General features: G+C 66.4%; 16 protein-coding genes. 4 read left to right on the plus strand and 12 right to left on the minus strand.

Going from position 1 to position 22,299, the window contains the following annotated elements:
• Positions 1-57 precede the first annotated feature (57 nt).
• The 3 genes from accD (at position 58) to QQL28_RS39545 (ending at position 3,225) form a co-directional block, all read left to right on the plus strand.
• The gene (accD, locus tag QQL28_RS39535; RefSeq protein ID WP_284274400.1) at positions 58-999 is read left to right on the plus strand and encodes an acetyl-CoA carboxylase, carboxyltransferase subunit beta; all 942 of its coding nucleotides are present in this window, start codon (positions 58-60) and stop codon (positions 997-999) included.
• On the plus strand, positions 996-2,339 hold the full coding sequence (locus QQL28_RS39540) for a bifunctional folylpolyglutamate synthase/dihydrofolate synthase (RefSeq protein ID WP_284274402.1): 1,344 nt from the start codon (positions 996-998) through the stop codon (positions 2,337-2,339). Before accD ends, QQL28_RS39540 begins: the two co-directional genes overlap by 4 nt.
• A 142-nt stretch (positions 2,340-2,481) precedes the next feature.
• Positions 2,482-3,225 (plus strand): metallophosphoesterase family protein, encoded by a 744-nt coding sequence (locus QQL28_RS39545; RefSeq protein ID WP_284274451.1) that lies wholly within the window; start codon positions 2,482-2,484, stop codon positions 3,223-3,225.
• A gap of 59 nt (positions 3,226-3,284) precedes the next feature.
• On the opposite strand, the gene trxA is transcribed toward QQL28_RS39545, so the two are convergent.
• From trxA to ubiE, 11 genes are all read right to left on the minus strand, one after another.
• Entirely contained in the window at positions 3,285-3,605 is a 321-nt protein-coding gene (gene trxA, locus QQL28_RS39550) for a thioredoxin (RefSeq protein WP_254101356.1), read from the minus strand.
• A gap of 69 nt (positions 3,606-3,674) precedes the next feature.
• Positions 3,675-7,184 (minus strand): double-strand break repair helicase AddA, encoded by a 3,510-nt coding sequence (addA, locus tag QQL28_RS39555; protein ID WP_284274403.1) that lies wholly within the window; start codon positions 7,182-7,184, stop codon positions 3,675-3,677.
• Positions 7,178-10,324, minus strand: coding sequence for a double-strand break repair protein AddB (gene addB / locus QQL28_RS39560; protein WP_284274404.1), 3,147 nt, complete (start codon positions 10,322-10,324; stop codon positions 7,178-7,180). The genes addA and addB overlap by 7 nt, the downstream gene beginning before the upstream one ends.
• A gap of 243 nt (positions 10,325-10,567) precedes the next feature.
• A complete protein-coding gene (locus QQL28_RS39565) occupies positions 10,568-11,290 on the minus strand; it encodes a nucleotidyltransferase family protein (RefSeq protein ID WP_284274405.1) in 723 nt (240 codons plus the stop codon).
• 112 nt (positions 11,291-11,402) lie between these two features.
• Positions 11,403-11,720, minus strand: coding sequence for a PilZ domain-containing protein (locus QQL28_RS39570; protein WP_284274407.1), 318 nt, complete (start codon positions 11,718-11,720; stop codon positions 11,403-11,405).
• 88 nt (positions 11,721-11,808) lie between these two features.
• Positions 11,809-13,332 carry a tRNA (adenosine(37)-N6)-threonylcarbamoyltransferase complex ATPase subunit type 1 TsaE gene (gene tsaE / locus QQL28_RS39575; RefSeq protein ID WP_284274409.1) on the minus strand — a complete coding sequence of 508 codons (1,524 nt, stop codon included), beginning with the start codon at positions 13,330-13,332 and terminating at the stop codon, positions 11,809-11,811.
• Positions 13,329-15,833 carry a PAS domain-containing sensor histidine kinase gene (locus tag QQL28_RS39580; protein ID WP_284274411.1) on the minus strand — a complete coding sequence of 835 codons (2,505 nt, stop codon included), beginning with the start codon at positions 15,831-15,833 and terminating at the stop codon, positions 13,329-13,331. The genes tsaE and QQL28_RS39580 overlap by 4 nt, the downstream gene beginning before the upstream one ends.
• Positions 15,834-16,027: 194 nt before the next feature.
• The gene (gene dut / locus QQL28_RS39585; RefSeq protein ID WP_284274413.1) at positions 16,028-16,486 is read right to left on the minus strand and encodes a dUTP diphosphatase; all 459 of its coding nucleotides are present in this window, start codon (positions 16,484-16,486) and stop codon (positions 16,028-16,030) included.
• Complete coding sequence (gene coaBC, locus QQL28_RS39590) at positions 16,483-17,934, minus strand: bifunctional phosphopantothenoylcysteine decarboxylase/phosphopantothenate--cysteine ligase CoaBC (protein ID WP_284274415.1); 1,452 nt, start codon at positions 17,932-17,934, stop codon at positions 16,483-16,485. Before coaBC ends, dut begins: the two co-directional genes overlap by 4 nt.
• A gap of 55 nt (positions 17,935-17,989) precedes the next feature.
• Complete coding sequence (gene ubiB, locus QQL28_RS39595; RefSeq protein WP_284274417.1) at positions 17,990-19,564, minus strand: 2-polyprenylphenol 6-hydroxylase; 1,575 nt, start codon at positions 19,562-19,564, stop codon at positions 17,990-17,992.
• Positions 19,561-20,322: a bifunctional demethylmenaquinone methyltransferase/2-methoxy-6-polyprenyl-1,4-benzoquinol methylase UbiE gene (ubiE, locus tag QQL28_RS39600; protein WP_284274419.1), complete on the minus strand. Its 762-nt coding sequence runs from the start codon at positions 20,320-20,322 to the stop codon at positions 19,561-19,563. Before ubiE ends, ubiB begins: the two co-directional genes overlap by 4 nt.
• Positions 20,323-20,403: 81 nt before the next feature.
• Here ubiE and mutM point away from each other — a divergent pair, with 81 nt between their 5' ends.
• The gene (mutM, locus tag QQL28_RS39605; protein ID WP_284274421.1) at positions 20,404-21,285 is read left to right on the plus strand and encodes a bifunctional DNA-formamidopyrimidine glycosylase/DNA-(apurinic or apyrimidinic site) lyase; all 882 of its coding nucleotides are present in this window, start codon (positions 20,404-20,406) and stop codon (positions 21,283-21,285) included.
• 191 nt (positions 21,286-21,476) lie between these two features.
• On the opposite strand, the gene QQL28_RS39610 is transcribed toward mutM, so the two are convergent.
• Complete coding sequence (locus tag QQL28_RS39610; RefSeq protein ID WP_284274424.1) at positions 21,477-22,220, minus strand: ParA family protein; 744 nt, start codon at positions 22,218-22,220, stop codon at positions 21,477-21,479.
• Positions 22,221-22,299 lie beyond the last annotated feature (79 nt).

The following is a 22,299-nucleotide window of genomic DNA, read 5'->3' on the forward strand; positions in this document are numbered from 1 at the left end:
GCCGCCATATATCCCTTCAGGCGATCCCCAGGGCGGGATGGCTAATCGGAGCAAACCATGAACTGGCTCACCAACGTGGTCCGGCCGAAGATCCGCAACATGCTGCGGCGGGAGACGCCGGAGAATCTGTGGATCAAATGCCCGGATTCCGGGCAACTCGTGTTCTACAAGGACGTCGAGGCCAACCAGTTCGTCATCCCCGGCTCGAACTATCACATGCGCATGGGCTCAGTGGCGCGGCTCAAGTCGATCTTCGACAACGAGACCTGGTTCGACGTCGCTCTGCCGGAGGTCGCCCCCGATCCGCTGAAATTTCGCGACGAAAAGAAATATGCCGACCGCATCAAGGATGCGCGCGCCCGTACCAATCTGAACGATGCGATCAAGGTCGGCTACGGCAAGCTCGAAGGCGCCGCCGTGGTCATCGCCGTGCAGGATTTTGACTTCATGGGTGGCTCGCTCGGCATGGCCGCGGGCGAAGCCATCGTGCGCGGGCTCGAACTCGCGGTCGAGAAGAAGTCGCCGTTCATCGTGTTCGCGGCCTCGGGCGGCGCGCGCATGCAGGAGGGCATCCTGTCGCTGATGCAGATGCCGCGCACGACCGTCGCGGTGCAGATGCTGCGCGAGGCAAAGCAGCCCTATATCGTGGTGCTGACCAACCCGACCACCGGCGGCGTCACCGCGTCCTATGCGATGCTCGGCGATGTGCAGATCGCCGAGCCCGGCGCGCTGATCGGCTTTGCCGGCGCCCGCGTCATCGAGCAGACCATCCGCGAAAAGCTCCCCGAGGGTTTCCAGCGGGCCGAGTACCTGAAGGAGCACGGCATGGTCGACATGGTCGTGCATCGCCATGATTTGCGCCCCACCCTGGCGCGGCTCTGTCGCCTTCTGACCAGGTCGCCGGCGCTGGAGAACGCGCCCAAGTCGGTGCAGCCGGTCACCAGCGCGGCGCAGATCGTAGCGGCCCCCGACGTGGCGCCGGCCGCACCGCACGCGTGAACGGCTCCGCTGACAGCTCAAAGGCGTCGCTCGGTGACGTGATCGGGCGGCTGTCGGCGCTGCATCAGAAGCGGATCGATCTCGGGCTCGAGCGGATGCATCGCCTGCTCGAGCGGCTCGGCCATCCCGAAAGCAAGCTGCCGCCGGTGATCCACATTGCCGGCACCAACGGCAAGGGTTCGACACTCGCTTATCTGCGTGCAACGCTCGAAGCCGCGGGCCTGCGCGTCCACGCCTATACCTCGCCCTATCTGGTGCGGATCAACGAATGCGTCCGGCTCGGCCGCGTTGGCGGCGGCGTGCTGGTCGGCGACGACGAGTTGCGTGCCGCGTTTGAAGAGGTCGAGCGCGTCAATGCCGGTGAGCCTGCGACCGTGTTCGAGCTCAAGACCGCCGCCGCCTTTCACCTGTTCGCGCAAAATCCGGCCGATGTCGTGCTGCTCGAAGTCGGCCTCGGCGGACGGCTCGATTCGACCAATGTGATCGACACGCCCGCGGCCTGTGTGATCACGCCGATCAGCATGGACCACATGGATTTCCTTGGGCCGACCTTGAGCGGGATCGCGGGCGAGAAGGCAGGGATCATCAAGCGCGGCGTGCCCGTGATATCGGCCGAGCAGACGCCGGAGGCGATGGCGGTGATCGAGGCGCAGGCCAAGCGCATGCACGCGCCGCTGTTTGCGGCGGGCGAGAGCTGGCACGTCAATGTCGAGCACGGGCGGCTGGTCTATTCCGACGATCGCGGCCTGATGGATCTTGCGGCGCCGCGCCTGTTCGGCCGTCACCAGTTCGACAATGCCGGCCTTGCGATCGCGACGCTGCGCGCCACCAGCGCCTTCAAGATCTCTCATGCGGCGTTCGAAGCCGGTATCGTCGGCGCCGATTGGCCGGCGCGGATGCAACGAATCACCTCCGGCGCGCTGCTCGGCTGGGGGCCGCAGGGTTCCGAGATCTGGCTCGATGGCGGACATAACGCCGAAGGGGGCCGCGTTGCGGCCGCCGCGCTCGGCGATCTCGAGGAGCGGGTGTCGCGGCCACTGGTCGTGATCGCCGGCATGATGGCCAACAAGGACGCGCAGGGCTTTCTCGCCAATTTCGCCGGCCTCACCCGTCACATCATCGCAGTGCCGATTCCGGGAGCCGAGAATGCGATGCCGGCCGACCGGCTCGCGGACGCCGCACGCAGTTTTGGCATGCGCGTCGAGATCGCGCCCGGCGTCGAGGCTGCGCTCCGCGCGCTGTCGCAGCTCGCCTATGACGTGCGGCCGCGCATCCTGATCACCGGCTCGCTCTATCTCGCCGGCCACGTGCTCGCGCTCAACGGCACGCCTCCTGCATGACAGGTCTCGTGTCCCGGACGCGCTGCAACGCGTTAGCGTTGCTGCGCAGAGCCGGGACCCAGAATGCCGCCACATGGGCCCCGGCTCTGCAGCGCATCGTTTCACGCCGCGCTGCGTCCGGGGCACGAGATAGGGAATGACGATGCGTTTTGCCGCGATTGCCGACGTCCACGGAAACTACCTCGCGCTGGAGGCGGTCCTCGCCGATATCCGCGCGGAGGGCGTCACCGACATCGTCAATCTCGGCGACATGCTGAGCGGCCCGCTCGATGCGCGTCCGACGATCGACATCCTGATGCGGCTGGACGCCGTGCACGTGCTCGGCAACCACGATCGCTATCTCCTCGACCGCCCGCCTGAGAAAATGGGCTCATGGGATCGTCCCGTCCATGCGCAGCTCGATGCCGGACATCTCGACTGGCTGCGCGCGCAACCGATGGCGCGTGTGTTTCGCGATCAGGTGTTCCTCTGCCACGCGACACCGGAGGACGACGAAATCTATTGGCTCGATACCGTTCATCCCGACGGCACGGTGGCGCTATCGCCACTCGACAGGATCGAGCAGTTCGCGCAAGGCATCACGCAATCGCTGATCCTCTGCGCGCACACGCACCTTGCCCGCGTCGTGCGCTTGCGCGACGGCCGGCTGATCGTCAATCCCGGCAGCGTCGGCAGCCCCGGCTATCGCGACAAGCATCCGTTGCCGCACGTTGTTGAAGCAGGCACGCCGCACGCGCGCTATGCGATCCTCGAGCTGGTGAGCGGTGCCTGGCAGGTGACGTTCCGCCACGTCGCCTATGATCACGAGGCGATGGCCGCGCTGGCGCGGCGCAACGGTCAGCCGGAGCTGGCGCAGGCGCTGGCGACAGGCTGGATCAAGCCGTGAAAAACAAAACGGCCGGCGTTGGGCCGGCCGTTCAGAATTCTCGTCAGTCGCAAAGCGCCTCAGACCGCAGCGGTGATCCACTGCTGGAGCTTCGCCTTCGGCGCCGCGCCGACCTGGCGGGAGGCCATCTCGCCGCCCTTGAAGATCATCAGGGTCGGGATCGACATCACGCCGTACTTCGACGCGGTCTTCGGGCTCTCGTCGACGTTGAGCTTGACGATCTTGACCTTGTCGCCCATCGCGCCGGCGATCTCGTCGAGCGCGGGTGCGATCATGCGGCAGGGGCCGCACCATTCGGCCCAGAAATCGACGACCACGGGGCCGTTCGCCTTGAGCACTTCGGCTTCGAAATCGGCGTCAGAAACCTTGCCAACGGCCATTGGAGTACCTCGTTCGGTTGAAAGGAAACGGCGCGACGTGGAATCGCGCCTAACGATCATGGCGTCAACCTATGAACGAGGCCTTGCCGGGTCAAGGACGCTCACGCCGACATGAAGGGATGCCAGCGCCGCGTCCAGCGCGGGAGCGGAAATCTCCATATATTCAAGGGTCTCGGTCCAGAGCAGGGCCGCGCCGATCGGCGTTTGGGGATAAAGCCGGGAGAGCACGGCCCGGTACAGCGCGAGCTGACGGACGTAGGCGGCCGGCGCCTCGGCGGCGCTCCTCGGCGCCACCTGGTTGGTCTTGAAATCAACGATCAGGACCTCCTCGGGGGTCACCACCAGCCGGTCGATCTGGCCTGAGACCAGCGCCGGCGGCCGGCCGGATCGCTCCAACCGGCCGACGATGGCGACCTCGGCGCGGCTGCCGGGGGCGAACACGGCGGCAAAGCGCGGCGCGGCGATCAAGGCGAGCACCTTGTCGGCCAGCGCCGTGCGGTCGGCTTCCGGCCAGTCCGCGGCGTTGCGCGCCATGAAGCCGAGCGCGGCCTCGGGCCGGCGGTCGGGAGCGATATCGGGCAGGGATTGCAGCAGCCGGTGCACCAGCGTGCCGCGCTGTAATGCGAGGGCCCGGGACTGGACCGATTCGCCCGTGCGCACCGCGCGGCCGTCCCCGGCAGCTTGCCCCGATGGGCGCACCGGATCCTCATCGAGGATTTCTTTCGGTGCGGGGCTTCGCAGCCAGTCCGGCAGGGCGATGGTTTCTTCGGTCGAGGTCGCGGGCGTGCCCAGCGCCGCGACTTCCTCCGGCCGGGCAAAGCGGGTCACCTTGCCGAGTGGCGTCTCGATCGTCTGCTTTTCAAGGCCAGAACCGGTGAGGCCTTTGTCGACGAGGTCGTACCAGCAGAGCTTGCGCACGGTGTTCATGTTGCCGGGCATGCAGCCGCCGACGATCAGCCGGTCGGCCGCGCGCGTCATCGCGACATAGAGAAGGCGGCGATACTCGTCCTCGGTTTCCTCGAGCATGGCCTTGCGCGCGTCGATGACTGGTTTCGGATCGTCCGCCTTGCGGCCGGCCCAGACCACGACCTCACCGCCATTGCCGCGCGGCACCTGGATCAACCGCAGGCGCTGCGTGTCCGAGGGCGAGGAGGTGGTGTCGACCATGAACACCACGGAGGCCTCCAGCCCCTTGGCGCCGTGCACGGTCATCACGCGGACCTCGTCGCGCGATATCTCCATGTCGCGCTTCACCTCGGTGTCGGCCGAGCGCAGCCAGGCCATGAAGCCTTGCAGCGAGGCCGGCGCCTTGCGCTCGTAGTTCAGCGCGAGCTCCAGGAATTCGTCGAGCGCGTCATTGGCCTCATGGCCGAGCCGGCGCAGGATGCGCGCGCGGCCCTGATCGCCGCCGAGCAGCCAGGCATAGAAGGCGAACGGCGTCTCGTTGCGCGCGCGGGCCTCGCAGGCTTCCAGCCGGCGCTGCACGGCTGCGAATGTCTCGCTTGTTCGCGCGTGCTCGGCCAGCGCGCGGCGCAGCGAGCCCTTGCGGTCCCAGGCGAGCGCAAACAAATCGTCGTCGTCGAGGCCGAACAGCGGGCTCTTCAGCACCACCGCGAGCGCAAGATCGTCCTGCGGCAACAGCAGCACATCGGCGAGGTTCATCAAATCGATGATCGCGATGTGCTCGGTCAGCTTCAGCCGGTCGGCGCCGGCGACGGGAACGCCGGCGTGCTTCAGCGCCTGGATCACCGCGTCGAACGCATTGCCGCGCCGCCGCACCAGGATCAGCATGTCGCCATAGCGCAGGGGCCGCCGCTCGCCGGCATGTCCCGTGAGCGTGCCGCTCTCCACCAGACGTTTGATCTCGGCCTGGATGCGGCGGGCGAGCTTCACCTCGGGGCTGGTCACGGAGACGCCGTCGAACGGCGCGCGCCAGCCTTCGATGTCCTGCCGGTCGTCGGCTTCCGCGAGATCCCAGAGCTCGATCAGGCTCGGACCGGCATCGGCAAGCGCATTGTGCAGGGGATGGCCGATCTCGATCGCGTGGATGCTCTTGTAGATCTCCGCCTCGCGGAAGACGCGGTCGACCGAATGCAGGATCGTTGCACCCGAACGAAACGAATAGGTGAACGCGACCGGATCGAATTTCAGCCCGGCTGCGGTGAACTTGCGGTGCAGCTCGCGCCGGCGTGCGTCGAACTCGTGCGGGGCGGCGCCCTGGAAGGAGAAGATCGACTGCTTCTCGTCGCCGACGGCGAAGATGGTGCGGTTGAGCCCCTCGCGTGCGCCTTCGCCTGCGGTGAACTCGGAGATGATGTGCGCGACGATGTCCCATTGCCGCGGGCTCGTGTCCTGCGCCTCGTCGATCAGCACGTGATCGACGCCGCGGTCGAGCTTGTAGTGCACCCAGCCCGAGCTGACACGATTCAGCATCGTCAGCGTCTTGTCGATGAGATCGTCGTAATCGAGCAGGCCGCGTTCCTGCTTTTCGCGACGATAGTTCGCCGCAGCGGCGATTGCGATATGCAGCAGCGCCTCGGTGCGGTCGCGCACGGTGACCGCGCGGCGACGCTCGATCAGTCCGGCGAGGCGCTGCACCTCGGCCTCGAACAGGCGCGCGACGGACGGGTTGTGTTCGCCGAACTTCTTGGTGATCACCGCCTTGCGCGGCAGCTTCTCGTCGGTGAGGAACACGCTCAAATAAGCGTCGACCTGCGCGCTGCCGGAAAACACTTTTGCGGCGCGTAAGCGCTCCGCCTGGTCGTTGTCGGACTTGCTGCCGTCCTCAAGCGCAAAGCCGATGTCGTCCCAGCGCGCTCGCGGCAGGAACGGACCATCGAGAATCTGGAGCTCGATGTCCTCCATGCGATCGCCTGCATCGACGCCCAGCACCGCCGCCATCTCCGCTGCTGCTGCTTCGGCGCTGCCGGCCGCATCGGTCCAGGCCATGAAATGATCGCGGCTGAGACAGGCTTCGCGCACGACCTCCTTGAAGGTGACGTCGGCGGCGCTCGCCATCGCGGTCAGCAGCGCGCGGCCGGTGACGCTTTCAGGATCGCGCGCAGCCTCCAGCAGCACCTTCAGATTGGCGCGCTCCATCATGTCGGTCTGGTCGCGCTCGTCGATCACGGCGAAGCGTGCCGGCACATTGGCCTCGAACGGAAACTGCTGGAGCAGCCGCGTGCACAGCGCATGAATGGTCTGCACCTTCAGCCCGCCCGGAGTCTCCAATGCGCAGGCGAACAGTTTTCGCGCCTCGCGCCGCAGTTTGGTGTTGGGGTAGGGGATACCGGCCGCGCGGATTGCATCGTCTAGCGCGGCATCGTCCAGCGTCACCCAATGGCCGAGCGTTGTGAATACGCGCTCGGCCATGTTGGCGGCGGCTGCTTTCGTAAAGGTGATGCAGAGGATCTTTTCCGGCGGCACACTAGCAAGCAGAAGACGGATCACCCGCTGCACCAGCACATGGGTCTTGCCCGAGCCGGCATTGGCCGACACGAAGGCCGATGCGTTCGGGTCGGACGCGCGCGCCTGCGTGGCACGCACGGCGTCGGGGATGGGACGAGGCGCCTTCACCATTCCTCGATCCCCAGGCCGCCGGCGGCGGACCATTCCTTGATGCGCGCGAGATCGTCATAGCTGCCGTAGCGGTTGGTCCACATCGGCAGGTTCAGCGAGGTGTAGGCCTGGTTCTCGTCCTCGAAGGCGCGGATCAGCGCTTCCAGCTTGTTTCGCGCTTCCGCAGCTGCGGTGTCCGGTGGCTGCGGCGCATCGCTCGGTTTGATCTTGAGCTCGAGGATGCGCTCTTCGGCGGGCGGATTGTTGCCGCTGAGGCGAACGTAAACGAGCTGGCTGACGGATGAGCCGGCATCGATGTCGGGAAAACCGCCCTCGCGCAGGATCGCCGCCTCCAGCGTGAGCTGCGGCGACAATCCCATACGCACCTGCTTGCCGGTCGGCGGCTGGCCGGTCTTGTAGTCGAGGATCGCATAGCCGCCGCCCTGGCGCCGCTCGATCCGATCGGCGCGCGCGGACAGATAAAACGTGCGCTCATTGTCGAGCGGGATGGATATCTCGCCGCGGGTCTCGGCGGCGATCGCTTCGATCGCATCGCGCCGCGCCTGCTCCCATTCGCCAAACCAGCGGGCGATGCGCTGAAAGCGCGGCCACCACAGCGCGCGCGCTTCAGGGCGCTCCATCAGCGGTGCAAAATGCTTCTCGCCGATCGCGCGCAGGACGCGTGCGGGATCTTGCGGCAAGCGGGCGGCATAGGCTTCGGTGAACTCGCCCAGCGCATCGTGGATCGCAGAGCCGCGGTCGGCGGCCGAGAGCGGCATGTCGACGGGATCGAGCGCATCCAGCCGCAAGATGTACTTTGCGTAGATCGTGTAGGGATCGCGCAGCCAGTCCTCGATCGCGGTGACCGACAGTTTCAGCGGCCGCGTCGCACGCGGCGGCCGCGGCTCGGGCTGCTTGATTGGCTTGACCGCGTCGGGCTGGTCCAGCGCGCCGGCGAACTGGACATATTTTTCGCCGGCGCGTCTTGCCGCCTTCCAGTGATCGTCACCCGCCACGGCCTCTAACCGGTGCAGGAAGCGAGAGGCCACCGCCGGCGCGCCACCGGCCTTGGCGGAGTGGGTGAGGATGACCTCGTCGGCGCCGAGTAGTTGCGCGAAGTCATGCGCGGAGAGGCCGATGCGGCGCTCCGGCAGGTCGAGGCCGAGCTCGTGCCGCATCGGGCGGCTGAGCCAGGGATCGATGCGCGGCGAGGGCGGCCACACGCCTTCGATCAGTCCGCCGACGATGATGCGGTCGGCCTGCATCAAACGCGATTCCAGGGGACCGTAGATCTGAAGCCGCGCACCGGGCTTGTCCGGCCGCCGCACCGCGCGGTCGCCGAACGCGGTCTGGAACACATCCGCATAATCCGAGAGCGGAACCACCAGCCCGCTCGTCGTGCCGCCGCGCAAGAGATCATCGAAGGCGCCGGCGAGCGCCAGTCCCTCGCGGTCTTCGAAGGCAAGCGAGACGCCCTGCTCATCGCGCGACAGCGCGATCAGGATCTCGCGATGGCGATGCGCGAGCTCGGCGAAATCATGAGGCTTCGACGATGCCAGGCTCTCGATCGGCGCCAGCGTGGCTTGCAGGGCTACGATCAGTGCCTGGATGCGATCGAGGTCTTCGTCCCTGAGCCGCGCGCGGGGTTCACTCCGATGCAGCGCGGAGATCTCGTTGCGCCATAGTTTTGCAATCTCATCGCGGAAGCGGGCGAATTCGCGCGAGAGTCCCGCCGTGCCGGGCGGCGGGCGTGTCCCGCGCAGCACTGCGAGCTCCAAGCCCTCGATCGCACTCTTCCACGCGCCGGGCACGCCGCCGAGCCGGCACAGCGGATGCTTCAGCAGCGCGAGCAAGGTCGGCGGCTCCAGGCCCTTGGTTGCGACTTCCGCCGCAAGACGCGCAAAGGTGCCGGCGGAGGTTTCCATCAGCACGTCGCCGCCGGAATCGTCGAAGGCGAGATCCCAGCGCGCGAGCGCCGCCATCACCCGCCGCGCGAGCGCGCGATCCGGTGTGACCAGCGCGGCGGACTTGTCGAGATGTCGCGCCTCGCGCATCGCAATTGCGATGGCGAGTGCTTCCATCTCGGGATTGGGCGCCTCGACGACGGCAAGCCCCTTCATGCCGGCGGCGATCTTGCCGGCGACGTCGCTCTGCTTCAGCCGGTCGTGCCATTTCTCGGTGGCGCTTGACGGCCGCATCGATTCGGAGGCCAGGAGATCGCGGCCACCTGTGGCCTGCGGCGCGATACTATCGACGTCGCTGCGCTTGATACCGAAGCGCTGCAACAGGGCATGCATGGCATATTGCGGATGGTTCGAGGCCGGATGCTCCGCGAACTTGCCCAGCGCATCGCGCACGCCGCCGATGGTCCGCCAGGCATCCTCGTCGAGATCGGTGTCGAGCCCCGGCAGCACCACTGCGCCATGCGGGAGCGACGCCACCGCGTGCAGGAATTTTGCCGTGGCCGGCATCGAACCGGTCGAGCCCGCTGCGATCACGGGTCCTGCGGGATGCGTGGTCAGCCGCTTGGCTTCTGCGGCGATGAGTTGATCGCGCCGCGCCGCCGGCTCGATCCGGTTGATCTCGGCGAGATGGTTGGGCCAAGCCTCGCGCGCGATGCGCAGGAACTGGAGCGAGTGCTGCCAGTATTGATCGAGCTGGTCGGGGATCAGCCCGTCGAGCGCGCTCCAGTCGACGCCGCGCGTCACCATGTCGTCGATGAGGCGCGCCAGATCCGAGGCGAGCGCCAGCGTCGAGGCGGGGCCGCCGACCACCAGCGGCGCCAGCACCGGACCTTTGGCCCAGGCTGCGACCAGCCGCGCCAGTGTCAACCTGCGTTCGAGCTCGCCTAAACGAGGCGGAATGTCGAGCGGCGTCGTACCGGAAAACTGTTCGGCCTCGTCGGCAAAGGCGAGCTCGTCCTCGTCGATGTCGCCGAGGGCGACGATTCGCGGCAGCACCACCGCGTCCGCCTTCATCTCTTCCAGGAAGATCTCGCGCACCACCCGCATCGCGCGCCGTGTCGGCAGATAGAGCGTGGCGTCCGCCAGCCGCGCCGGCTCCTTGCGCGCCTCAAAGCCAACGACCAGCCGGCCGTCGAGCAGCGCGGCGACGACCGTGCGCAGGAAGGGAACCGAGACCGGAACGGTGAAGACGCGCATGAGCTGCCTGATTCGGGGATCAGGCGCCAATATAGGGATGCAGCTTCAAATGGTCATGCATGGAGCCAGGGTCTTCCACGCTGTTCGCTCCGCTACGGCTGTCGTGCCCCGGACGCAGCGCGGCATGAAAGGACGCACTGCTGAGCCGGGGCCCATGCTGCACATTGCGGTTACGGGATTGTGGGTCCCGGCTCAGCGGCAGCACCGCTGCGCGCTGCACCGCGTCCGGGACACGAGAGCGGTCTAAGCCACGCTCTCCAGAAACGCCTCTTCGGCGGCGTGCACGGCATCGGGGGTGCCGACATGCATCCACAGGCCGTCGAGGCGCAGGCCGAACAGCCGCTCCTGCTCGCCGGCGCGGTCGAACATCTTGGTCAGCGAGAACTCGCCCTTGGGTGCACCGGCGAAGATCGTCGGCGTGATGATGGCTGCACCGGCATAGACGAACGGCACCACCTGGTGCTCGCGGCGGGCGCGCAGCGTGCCGTCCGGCTGCATCGAGTAGTCGCCGCGACCGCTGTAGCCAATGCTGCTCGCCGTCGGCGCCATCAACAAGAGGATGTCCATCCGCGCCGGATCGAAATTCTCCGCAAGCCGCTCGAGGTTGGAGCGCACACCGTCGATCCAAAGCGTGTCGGAGTTGACGTGGAAGAATGGGGCATCGCCCAGCAGCGGCAGTGCCTTGACCACGCCGCCGCCGGTGCCGAGCACCTGGTCGCGCTCATCCGAGATGATCGCGCGCGGCTGCTTGCGGCCGGCGACGTGGTCGATGATCTGGTCCGGCAGATAATGTACGTTGACCACGGCTTCGGTGACGCCGGCCTGGCCGAGCTTGTCGAGCACGTGGTCGAGCAGCGGCTGGCCCGCCACGCTCACCAGCGGCTTCGGCATCTTCTCCGTCAGGGGGCGCATGCGCAGGCCGAGGCCCGCTGCGAGCACCATGGCTTTGGTCGGTTTGACGGGCATGCCTGACTTTCTCAGAACCTCTGTTTTGCTGCCGCAGCAATCCTAGCACGCGGATCAGCCGGCCAAACCGCCATAATCACCCGGGATGACGTTTGTAAGACGGGTGTTGCAATCAAGCTCCCGCAGATGTGGACCGCGCCTTTTTCCTCTTGTCGCCCTGTTTCAGGAAGTTGACGCCGATCTGGTCGCCATTGACCCAGGCCAGTTCGCAGCGGCGGTAGGCCAATCCGGTGGACGACAGCAGCAGAAAAAATTCCTTGAGATGCAGGCCCTCGACCGAGCCGTCGATGGTGAGCTTGGCGCCGGTCTCCGAGACGTCCTCCATGAGGCAATCGCGCCGCCAGGTGCCGTCGATCCCCATCATGTGGGCAGGTATCCCGCGCTCGAAGACGACGCGATCGCCTTTGCGCCGTTCGGTGCTCGCTGCCATGCGTCCTCGCTTCTAACCCGGTACCTTCCGGCCTCCAGCGGGCGAGATTACGACTGCGACGGCTAACAGCCGGTAAATCGGGTTTCGATCAACCTTTGGGCGGCGGAACGTTGGCGAGGTACCAGTCGCGCATATGAGCCAGCGACGGGTGGGCCAGCGAGCGCTGAAGATAGGTCCAGATCCGAGGCTGGTGGCGCAGATAATGCGGCTTGCCGTCGCGGCGGTCGAGGCGCGCAAAGGTGCCGAGCAGGCGCGTATTCCGCTGCGCCGACATGATGGCGTAGAGCTCGGCAAAGCCGGCCGGATCGAAGCCGGCATCGCCGGCGCGGCGCACCTTGATGTAGCGCGACAGCAGCGTCAGCTCGAGGCTTTCAGGCACGTCGATGCGGGCGTCCTGGAGCAGCGATACGACGTCGTAGGATCGTGGTCCGAGCACGGTGTCCTGGAAGTCGATCACACCGACACGTGCGATGCCCGTGCGGTCCGCAAGCCAGATCAGATTGGGCGAATGGTAATCGCGCAGCACCCAGGTCTTCGGCGCTGCCAACGGCCTCTCGAGCAGCGCGCGCCACATCGCGAAGAATTCCGCGCGCTTCTCCTCGCTCAGCGGGGCGTCGCGATCGGGGAGATACCATTCCGGCATCAGCCCGATCTCGATCAGGAGCGCATCCCTATCGAAGACGGGAATGGCGTAGTCGTCATGACCTGGCAGCGGCAGGATCTCCGGTAACGCCCTGCCGTGCAGCGTGGCCAGTGCATCGGTCGCGGCCTCATAGCGCTCGGCAATGGGGCGCGGCGGATCGCCCTCGATCACGCCCTCGCTGCCAAAGTCCTCCGTGATCAGGAAGCCATGGTCGAGATCGGAATGGTGGATGGCAGGCGCAGAGATGCCGAGCGCGCGCAGGCCGTCGTCGATCGCGACGAAGGGCCTGACGTCCTCGGCCAGATGCACGGCGGCGCTGTAGGACTTGCCGTTGTAGATCGCGGCGCCATCCGGGCGCTTCGGAAAGTTCATCAGGATGACGATGCCGTCGTCACGGACGAGCCGCGCATAGGACCGGGTCGAGGCGTCGCCGTTCATGCGGCGGCGCGTCGCGTCCATGTAGCCGGATGTTTCGAGAAACTCGCGCAGCGCCTTCAGCCGCGCAACCTGTGCAGCAGCTTTGCCATAACCGGTGATATCGGCCGCGCGCGCGGTCGACCCGAGCGCGGGCCGGTGCGTGAGGGCGATATCGATGCGATCCGGAGGCAAGGCGGACGGCGCGCGCTCCGGCCATTCGATGAGGGCGAGCGTGGCTTCGGGCAGCGGCGACAGCCCGATCTCCTCGAGCTCGCCTTCGTCCTCGACGCGATAGAGATCGGCATGCAGCACCGCGAAAGGCGGCAGCTCATAGCCCTGCACCAGCGTGAAGGTCGGGCTCGGCACTTCCAGCATCTCGTCATCAGCGAGATAGCGGATCATGGCGCGTGCGGCGGCGGTCTTGCCGGCACCGAGATCGCCGGAGAGTGTGATGACGTCGCCGGGTCCGACCAGGAGCGCGAGGTCGGCCATCAGTCGTGCGGTGGCCGTCTCGTTGAAAAGCGCGACGGAGAATGTCGTTGATGCGGTCATTCGGCGGCGTCGCGATGCGCCGCCTGGTCGGTCGGGAAGTCGCAGGTCACGGTCGTGCCCTTGCCGACGATCGAATCCACCCGCACCTTGCCGCCATGCAGCTCGACGAAGGAGCGCACCAGCGAAAGGCCGAGGCCGGCGCCGCGGTGGCGCGAGCCCTGCGAGCGGCTCTCGAACCAGTTGAACACCTTGTCCTTCATGTCGGCAGGTATTCCAGGCCCGGAATCTGTCACGGTGAAGACCACGCTGCGCTCGGTGCGACGCGCACTGATGCCGACGGTAGAATCCTGCGGCGAGAAGCCGATAGCATTGGCGAGCAGGTTATAGAGCACCTGCACCACGCGCTTCTCGTCGCCGACGAAGCTGCCGGCGTCGGGTGCGATCTCGACCCTGAGGCGGATGCGGTCGGTGGCGAGCCGGTCCTGGATACCTTCGGCGGCAAGCTCGATCGCCTTGGAGACGTCGACCGGGCCGAGCTCGAGCTTCATCGCGCCGGCGTCGATGGTCGCAAGATCGAGGATGTTGTTGGTCAGTGCGAGCAGCGCGTTGGTCGATTTGGTGACGTAGTCGAGATATTCGGCCTGCTTCGGCGTCAGCGGGCCGGTCGAGGGATCGCTGAGGAAGTGCGCGAAGCCGATGATGGTGGTGAGCGGTGCGCGCAGCTCGTAGGAGACGTGGTGGACGAAATCCACCTTCATCTGGTCGGCGGCTTCCAGCGCCTCGTTGCGCTCGCGCAGCGCGCGCTCGACATTCTCGGTGTCGGTGATGTCCTGGAAGGTCAGCATGGTGGCGCCGTCGGGCAGCGGCCGGATCATGCCGTTGACGACGCTGCCGTCCTTGCGCTCCAGCTTCAGCGGCACATCGGCGCGATTTTCGATCGAGGTGATCGCTTCACGGATCTGTCGCCAGACATTCGCCTCGTCGAACAGCGGCTGGCACCAGCTCTCCACGGTCTGGATGTGCGGCTGCTCGCGCAACGCCTCGTTCGATAGCTTCCACATCCGCGCGAAGGCCGGGTTCGACAACTGGACCTTGCCGTTGCTGCCGAACACGGCCACGCCTTCGGCGAGGCTGTCCAGCGTCTCGCGCTGCACACGGATCAGGCCGTCGAAGCGGCGCGCAAGATCGAGGCTCTCGGTGACGTCGTCGAACAGATAGGTGACGCCGCCTTCGGGACTGGGCGTGGTGACCACGGAGAGCGCGCGTCCGTCCGGCAGGAACCAGGTGTCATGGGCGGTCTCGACCGCGCGATAGGCTTCGTGCAGCTTGGCCTTCCAGGCACGGAAATCCGGTTGCTCCGGCAGCTTGCGCGCAGCACGGAGCTGATCGAGCACGCTGGAATCATCGGGATTGGCATCGAGGAAGGTGCGGTCGAGATCCCAGAGCCGGCGATAGGAGTCGTTGTAGAAGGCAAGCCGCCGCTGTCCGTCGAACACGGCAACGCCGGAGGAGAGCTGGTCGAGGGTGCGGCGATGTGCTTCCGCCATCCGCACCAGCGCCGAGCTCAGCGCATCCGCTTCGCTGGCGTCGATAGCGACGCCGACGCTGGCATCGCCGACATTGACGGCACGCACGTCATAGATGCGGCGCTCGCCTCCGATCACGATCGGCAGGCGCGAGGTGAAATTGGCCGCGTCCTTCAGCCCGCGCTCCATGTCGGCGCGGTCGGCGCTGTCCAAAAGCTCGAGCTTGCGCTCCTGGGCGTCGGCGACGCTGGCGGCCTCCGTCGCCCGCACATAGGCCGGGTTGGCGTAGGCGAGCGCGCCGTTCGCGCTCTTGGCCCAGATCGGCCAGGGACTGGTGGCGGCAAAGCCGCGCAGCATCTCGGTCTCGTCGAGCAGCGCCTTGTGGCGCAAATTGGTTTCGGCGAGCTCGCGCCTGAGCCCCGAGAGCTCGCGAATCCTGACAATGGCCTGGCCGCCGATGGCGCGGCCGATGGCTTCGAGCGTGCGGCCGCTCGCGGTGGTCAGGTTGAGCTGGAACCCGTCGCCATGCTCGCGCAGCGCATCGACCGCGTGATCCATCTCGAGCGCCGGCTCTGGCGGCAGCCAGGTTCCAAACGCCAGCACGCGCTGGGGCGAGGAGTCGCGCGGCAGCACCATGGAGACATCGCCGGAGATCTGGGCGCGATTATCGCCTGCGGGCCAGGAGATCAGGATCTGCGGCTCGGCGAACAGCAGCGCGCCGAAGCGGTCGGCCTGAAGTTGCAGTTCCCCGATGCGGGTCTGCAAACGCGCCTCGTTGTTGGCCGTGCGGACGCGGGTCCGCATCAACAGGATCGCGGCCACCACCGAGAAGCCCAGCAGAGCGAGCGCAGTGGTCAATACCGCGACTTCCTGCCGGTTGAAGTCCAGCAGTGTGGAAAGTGTGTCGATGAGGTCGGCGGCCTTCGCCGGCGCAGCCGGAAGCAACGCCGCGAGAGCGCCGCCAATCAGGCCGTTGCGCGCCAATGACGTGCACGATAGCAGCGTCCGACGCATCGACACGATCACGCCTGACATCATTGCCCCAAGATCGCACGTATTTACGCCCGGCGATTTCCCCCGCCGCGCGCGAATCAAAAGACAATATCCTCAACGTGACTCGACCGGTAAGAGTCCAGATCGTGAACGCAAAGGTGGCCCCAAAAAAATGCCGGCCACGCCATGTGAACCGCGTAGATTTGCGGTCAATTCGATCGGAATTGTCGGAATGTTCAGCGTCCGGTCGAGCCGAAGCCGCCGGCCCCGCGATTCGTCGTCGACAGCGTGGCGACGGGAACCAGGCTGGCCTGAACCACCGGCGCGATCACCATCTGCGCAATGCGCTCGCCGCGCTTGATCGCGAACGGCGCATCGCCGTGATTGATCAGGATCACCTTGACCTCGCCGCGATAGTCCGCATCGATCGTTCCGGGCGAGTTCAGCACGGTGACGCCATGCTTGGCGGCGAGCCCCGAACGTGGCCGCACCTGCGCCTCGTACCCGGCCGGCAGTGCGATCGCGAGTCCGGTCGGCACCAGCGCGTGCTTGCCGGGGGCGAGCGTCAGAGGTTCGTTCTCGGGAACCGCGGCCATCAGGTCGAGACCGGCGGCCTCCTGTGTCTGATAGGCCGGGAGCGGCAGGCCTTCGGCATGGCCTAAGCGTTGCAGTTCGACCGCGACTTTCGTGCTCAAGATGCCGGCTCCAGGGGGTTGTCGGCCACGCTTTTCGCGACATGCGCGATCAGCTCGATGGCGACCTGTTCCTTGGTCATCACCGGCCAGGAATCAACCGCAATCTCGCCGTCCTCCCCACCGCTTTTGCGGCTGAGCAGATGCACGGTGTTGCGGTCGCCGCCCATCACGCCGGTGGCGGGCGAGACGTCGTTGGCGACGATCCAGTCGCAGCCCTTGCGCGCGAGCTTGGCCTTGGCGTTGTCGATGAGGTGCTCGGTCTCGGCGGCAAAGCCGATTACCAGCGGCGGACGCTTGTCCCTGAGTTTCGAGATCGTGGCGAGGATGTCGGGGTTTTCGACGAGCTGAAGCGGCGGCATGCCGGCCGACGTCTTCTTCAGCTTCTGCTCGCCCTCATTGGCGACGCGCCAGTCGGCGACGGCTGCGGCAAAGATGGCGATGTCGACCGGAAGCGAGGCCTGCACATGCTCCAGCATCTGCCGGGCCGATTCCACATGCTTGACGTTGACGCCGTCGGGATCGTCGAGGTCGACCGGGCCGCTCACCAGGATGACCTCGGCGCCTGCGGCTTGCGCGGCGGCGGCAATGGCAAAACCCTGCTTGCCGGAGGAGCGGTTGGCGATGTAGCGCACCGGATCGATCGGCTCATGCGTTGGGCCTGCGGTGATCAGCACGCGCTTGCCCGCAAGCGGCCGCGGCAGCGGTGGTCGCAGCAGGCGTTCGGCGGCGGTGGCGATCTCGATCGCCTCTGACATGCGCCCGACGCCGGCTTCGCCGGCTTCCGCCATCTCACCTGCATTGGGGCCGATCAGCACCACGCCGTCGCGCTGGAGCTGCGCCACATTGCGGCGCGTCGCGGCGTTGTTCCACATCAGAGGGTTCATCGCCGGCGCCAGCAGGATTTTTCGGTTGGTGGCGAGCAGGATGGCGCTGGCGAGATCATCGGCATGCCCGTTCGCCATCTTGGCCATGAGGTCGGCGGTCGCGGGGGCCACCACGATCAGGTCGCAGTCGCGCGCCAGGCGGATGTGGCCGGCGTCGAACTCGCTCTGCGGGTCGAACAGGTCGGTATAGACGCGCTCATGGGACAGCGCGCTTGCCGCCAGCGGGGTAACGAATTGCTCGGCGGCCTTGGTCAGCACGCAGCGGACCTCGACGCGGCGTTCCTTGAGCCGGCGAATCAGGTCGAGCGATTTGTAAGCCGCGATCCCGCCGCCGATGATCAGGGTGACGCTGGCCTCGGGCAGCGCGCTGGCGCGTGGGGATGTGGGAGCGGGGGATGGCGCTGGAGGCACCGCGAACGGCGTCAGCGGCTCCTCGCGGCCCTCGATCAGCTCCCGCAGGATGACCCGAACCTCTTCCTCGACGGACCTGCGGTTCTTGGCCGAGCGCAGGCGCAAATAGGTTTTGACGCTCTCGTCGAGCTTGCGGATGGTCAGGCTGGCCATGACGCCCTCCGGCAGAAATGATAGCAATGCTATCAAATATGTGATTGCATCGCAATCACAGATTCCGGACGGCGATCAGGATTCCGATGAAGGTCGCGGCGATGATCCAGAGCGCCACGGTGCGCCAGCGGTTCTTGCGGCCCTCGCTGCGGCCCATCGCCGCGATGCTCTCCGGCGACAGCCGCAGGCCCTCGCGCGTCATGGTCTCGAGCTGCTCCAGCACCTTGACCGAGCGCGCGGCGATATCGGGCAGGTTCATCAGCACCCGCGCGATGTCGCCGGTGCCGGCGAGCGCGCCCTGCACGCGGCCGATGGGTCCGAGATTGCGCTCGATCCATTCGCGCACCACGGGGTCGGCGGTCTTCCAGATGTCGAGCTTTGGATCGAAGCCGCGCGCCACGCCCTCGACCACCACCATGGTCTTCTGGAGCAGGATCAGCTCGGGCCGGGTCGTCATGTCGAACAGGCCGGTGACCTCGAGCAGCAGCGTGAGCAGCCGCGCCATCGAGATCTCCTCGGCGGTGCGGTTGTGGATCGGCTCGCCGATGGCGCGGATCGCCTGCGCAAAGTTCTCGACCGAATGGTGCGAGGGCACGTAGCCCGCCTCGAAATGCACCTCCGCCACGCGGCGATAGTCGCGGGTGATGAAGCCGAGCAGGATTTCCGCGAGGAAGCGCCGCTCCTTCAGTCCGAGCCGGCCCATGATGCCGAAATCGACCGCGACGAGACGTCCCGCATCGTCCAGGAACAGATTGCCCGGATGCATGTCGGCGTGGAAGAAGCCGTCGCGCAGCGCGTGGCGCAGGAAGCTCTGGATGATCTTGCGGCCGAGATCGGGCAGGTCGACATTGGCTTCCTGCAAGCGCGCGTGATCGTTCAGCGCGATGCCGTCGATCCATTCCATCGTCAGCACGTTGTGCGTGGTGCGATCCCAATCGACGGTCGGAATGCGGAAATCCGGATCGTCCTGCGTGTTCTCCGCCATCTCGGACAGCGCAGCCGCTTCCAGCCGCAGGTCCATCTCCATGGCGACGGAGCGCGACATGGTGTTGATGACCTCGACGAGGCGCAGGCGTCGCGCCTCGGCCGAATGGGTCTCGGCCCTGTGCGCGACGAAGAAGAAATCGGAGAGGTCGCGCCGGAAGCGTGCGGCGACGTTGGGCCGCAGCACCTTGATCGCGACCGGCTTGCGCACGCCGTCGCGCACCACCTCGCCGCGATGCACCTGCGCGATCGAGGCTGCCGCAACGGGCGGGCCGAAGCTCGCGAACACTTCCGTCAGCGGACGCTCCAGCGAGGTCGCGATCGCGGCTTCCGCTTCGGCTTGCGAAAAAGGTGGCAGGCGATCCTGGAGGCTTTCGAGGTCGCGCGCGATGACGACGCCGACGACGTCCGGGCGCGTAGCCAGGAACTGGCCGAGCTTGAGATAGGCCGGGCCCATCCGGGTCAGCGCGCGCGTCAGTCGCGGTCCGTGCTTTGGGCCGCGCCGTTCGACGAGGCGGGCAAGCTTCAAGGCGAGTTGTCCGGGCGGCGGCACCAGGCTCGGATCGACGGCGCCGAACACGCCCTCGCGCGCGAACACGATCGCGGCGCGGGCAAGACGCGCAATGTGGGTAATGGCAGAGATCACAAACGCCAGCCTGAATGCAATGCGACGATGCCGCCGGACAGGGTCTGCCAGCTCACGCGGGAGAAGCCGGCCGCTCGGATCATGTCGGCGAAGGCGTTCGGCTTCGGGAATTTGCGGATGGATTCGACGAGATACTGATAGGACTCGGAATCGCCCGTGACCATGCGGCCGAGCGGCGGAATCACCTTGAACGAGAACAGGTCGTAGAGACGATCGAGCCCGGGCATCTCGACCGTGGAGAACTCCAGGCACAGGAAACGGCTGCCCGGCTTCAGCACCCGATAGGCCTCGCCAAGTGCGAGATCGATCCGCGGCACGTTGCGGATTCCGAAAGCGATCGTATATGCGTCGAAGCTGCGATCGGCAAAGGCGAGCGCTTCGGCATTGCCCTCGACGAAGTCGACCTGGGTGTCGAGGTGCCGCTTCTCGGCGCGCTCGCGTCCCACGGCCAGCATGTTGGCGTTGATGTCGCAGACCGTGGCATGAAAGCCGGTGCCCGCCGCCTTGGCGGCGCGGAACGAAATATCGCCGGTGCCGCCGGCGACGTCGAGCAGCGCGAACGGCCGATCGCCCCTGGGCGGATCGAGCGCGTTGATCATGATGTCCTTCCAGACCCGGTGCAGGCCACCGGACATCAGGTCGTTCATCAGGTCATAGCGCGAAGCAACGCTGTGAAACACGTCGTTCACCAGCGTCTGCTTGTCGCTCAGGGGGACGTCCCTGAAGCCAAAATGCGTGGTTTCGCCCGGCCGATCCATTACTCTACTCCACGAGGCGGACCATAGCGCGGCCGCCGCAATGGCGCTATCACACCGCCCTCATAAGGTGAATGCCCGACTATGCCTGAATTGCCCGAAGTCGAGACCGTCCGCCGCGGACTCCAGCCCGTCATGGAAGGCGCAAAAATCGTCAAGGCGGAGGCCCGCAGGGCCGATTTGCGCTTTCCCTTTCAGCCGGATTTCGTGGCGCGGCTCCAGGGCCAGGTGGTCACGGGGCTCGGCCGGCGCGCAAAATACCTCATGGCCGATCTCGCCTCGGGCGACGTGCTGCTGATGCATCTCGGCATGTCCGGCTCGTTCCGCGTCATCAAGCCGGATGATGAAAAGTCGCCGGGAGAATTTCACTATCCCAGGGGCAAGGATTCGACACACGACCACGTGCTGTTTCGCATGTCCTCGGGCGCCGACATCGTGTTCAACGATCCGCGCCGCTTCGGTTACATGAAAGTGATCGCGCGCAATGCGCTCGAGGACGAGCCGCTGTTGCGCGGGCTCGGCCCCGAGCCGCTCGGCAATGAATTCGACGCCGCGATGCTGGCGCAATCCTGCGCCGGCAAGAAGACCAGCCTGAAGGCGGCGCTGCTCGACCAGCGCGTGGTGGCGGGGCTTGGCAACATCTATGTCTGCGAGGCGCTGCATCGCTCGCATCTGTCGCCGCGCCGGACTGCCGCGACGCTCGCCACGCGAAAGGGTGAATCGACCGATCATGCAAAGCGGCTGGTCGGCGCGATCCACGCCGTGCTCAACGATGCGATCAAGGCGGGCGGCTCGAGCTTGCGCGATCATCGCCAGACCTCCGGCGAGCTCGGCTACTTCCAGCATTCGTTCAAGGTCTATGATCGCGAAGGCGAGACGTGCAAGACGCCGGGCTGCGGCGGCATCGTGAAGCGCTTCACCCAGAACGGACGATCGACGTTCTGGTGCCCGAAATGTCAGAAGTAGCAGGTCATGCTGCGCTCCCTCTTCCGCTTGCGGGAGAGGCGAAGCGAGATCGTGGCGATGGCAACCGTTAGCAACTGCGATCAACGCGAAGCGAAGCAATCCGGCCGGGCTGGTGGCCGGATTGCTTCGTTGTTTGGGCGTCCTGTTACCGGAAACAGGACGCCCGGCGATCGTCCGAGCGATTGCCCCGCTCAGGACGTCAGCGTGGCCGCATCGTTAGATGCAATCTTGGCGGCGGCGTGCATCATCCCGTCCGCGGCCGAGATGACTTGATCGATCAGCAGATTGGTCGTGGACGAGAGGTTGAGCCGGGTCTCGATCCACTGCCAGAGGCCGCGGATCTCGTCGGCCGACTTGCTGCCGGGCGCAAATTCGCTGACTGCAAGGCCGGCGGCGAGCGCGTCCTGGTGGTCGTTGCGCATCACGATCAGTGGACGCGCAAGCACGTCGGCGAGCTCGAGCGCGGCCTCATCGGCAAGCGTGTTGGCTGCATGATCGATGCGCTGGCCGCGGATCGGCGTCTGGTTCAGCACGAAGCCGAAGGGTCGTTTCCAGGCGCGGGCGACGCTGAGCGTCGAGGCGGTGGCCTCGATGTCAGCGACCGTGGGCCGGGACGGGATCAGGCACAGATCGGAATGGCGGATCGCTGCGGTGGTCGCGGCGCTGAGGCCGGCTGCGGTGTCGACGATCGCGAGCTGCAGACCGCTCGACGCCAGCATCTTCAGGCGCGGCTCGATGTTGGCGGCCTGGTAGATCGGCTCGACCACGGGCTCGGTCTCGGTGCGGCGGCGCTGCCAGTTCGACAGCGTGCCCTGTGGGTCGGTCTCGATCAGGCGAACGCTGAATCCGGCCTGCTTTGCGGCCAGCGCGAGGCCGATGGCAAGGGTGCTCTTGCCACTGCCACCCTTTTGGGTGGCCAGTACGATAGTATGCATCGATGATGAATCCTTTGGATTGCCAGGGTCTCGGGTAACGCCACGCGAACGTGCATCGACGGTGATGCTGAGCGCTTCT

This window comes from Bradyrhizobium iriomotense (genome assembly GCF_030160715.1).
In the GTDB taxonomy this organism is placed as follows: Bacteria; Pseudomonadota; Alphaproteobacteria; order Rhizobiales; family Xanthobacteraceae; genus Bradyrhizobium; species Bradyrhizobium iriomotense.

Bases quoted from the DNA above. Each gene is read 5' to 3' on its own strand.
- QQL28_RS39545 (WP_284274451.1), top strand. From the start codon at position 2,482: ATGCGTTTTGCCGCGATTGCCGACGTCCACGGAAACTACCTCGCGCTG.
- QQL28_RS39565 (WP_284274405.1), bottom strand. From the start codon at position 11,290: ATGCCCGTCAAACCGACCAAAGCCATGGTGCTCGCAGCGGGCCTCGGC.
- mutM (WP_284274421.1), top strand. From the start codon at position 20,404: ATGCCTGAATTGCCCGAAGTCGAGACCGTCCGCCGCGGACTCCAGCCC.
- QQL28_RS39580 (WP_284274411.1), bottom strand. From the start codon at position 15,833: ATGTCAGGCGTGATCGTGTCGATGCGTCGGACGCTGCTATCGTGCACG.
- tsaE (WP_284274409.1), bottom strand. From the start codon at position 13,332: ATGACCGCATCAACGACATTCTCCGTCGCGCTTTTCAACGAGACGGCC.
- trxA (WP_254101356.1), bottom strand. From the start codon at position 3,605: ATGGCCGTTGGCAAGGTTTCTGACGCCGATTTCGAAGCCGAAGTGCTC.
- addB (WP_284274404.1), bottom strand. From the start codon at position 10,324: ATGCGCGTCTTCACCGTTCCGGTCTCGGTTCCCTTCCTGCGCACGGTC.
- accD (WP_284274400.1), top strand. From the start codon at position 58: ATGAACTGGCTCACCAACGTGGTCCGGCCGAAGATCCGCAACATGCTG.
- addA (WP_284274403.1), bottom strand. From the start codon at position 7,184: ATGGTGAAGGCGCCTCGTCCCATCCCCGACGCCGTGCGTGCCACGCAG.
- ubiE (WP_284274419.1), bottom strand. From the start codon at position 20,322: ATGGATCGGCCGGGCGAAACCACGCATTTTGGCTTCAGGGACGTCCCC.
- QQL28_RS39610 (WP_284274424.1), bottom strand. From the start codon at position 22,220: ATGCATACTATCGTACTGGCCACCCAAAAGGGTGGCAGTGGCAAGAGC.
- QQL28_RS39570 (WP_284274407.1), bottom strand. From the start codon at position 11,720: ATGGCAGCGAGCACCGAACGGCGCAAAGGCGATCGCGTCGTCTTCGAG.
- coaBC (WP_284274415.1), bottom strand. From the start codon at position 17,934: ATGGCCAGCCTGACCATCCGCAAGCTCGACGAGAGCGTCAAAACCTAT.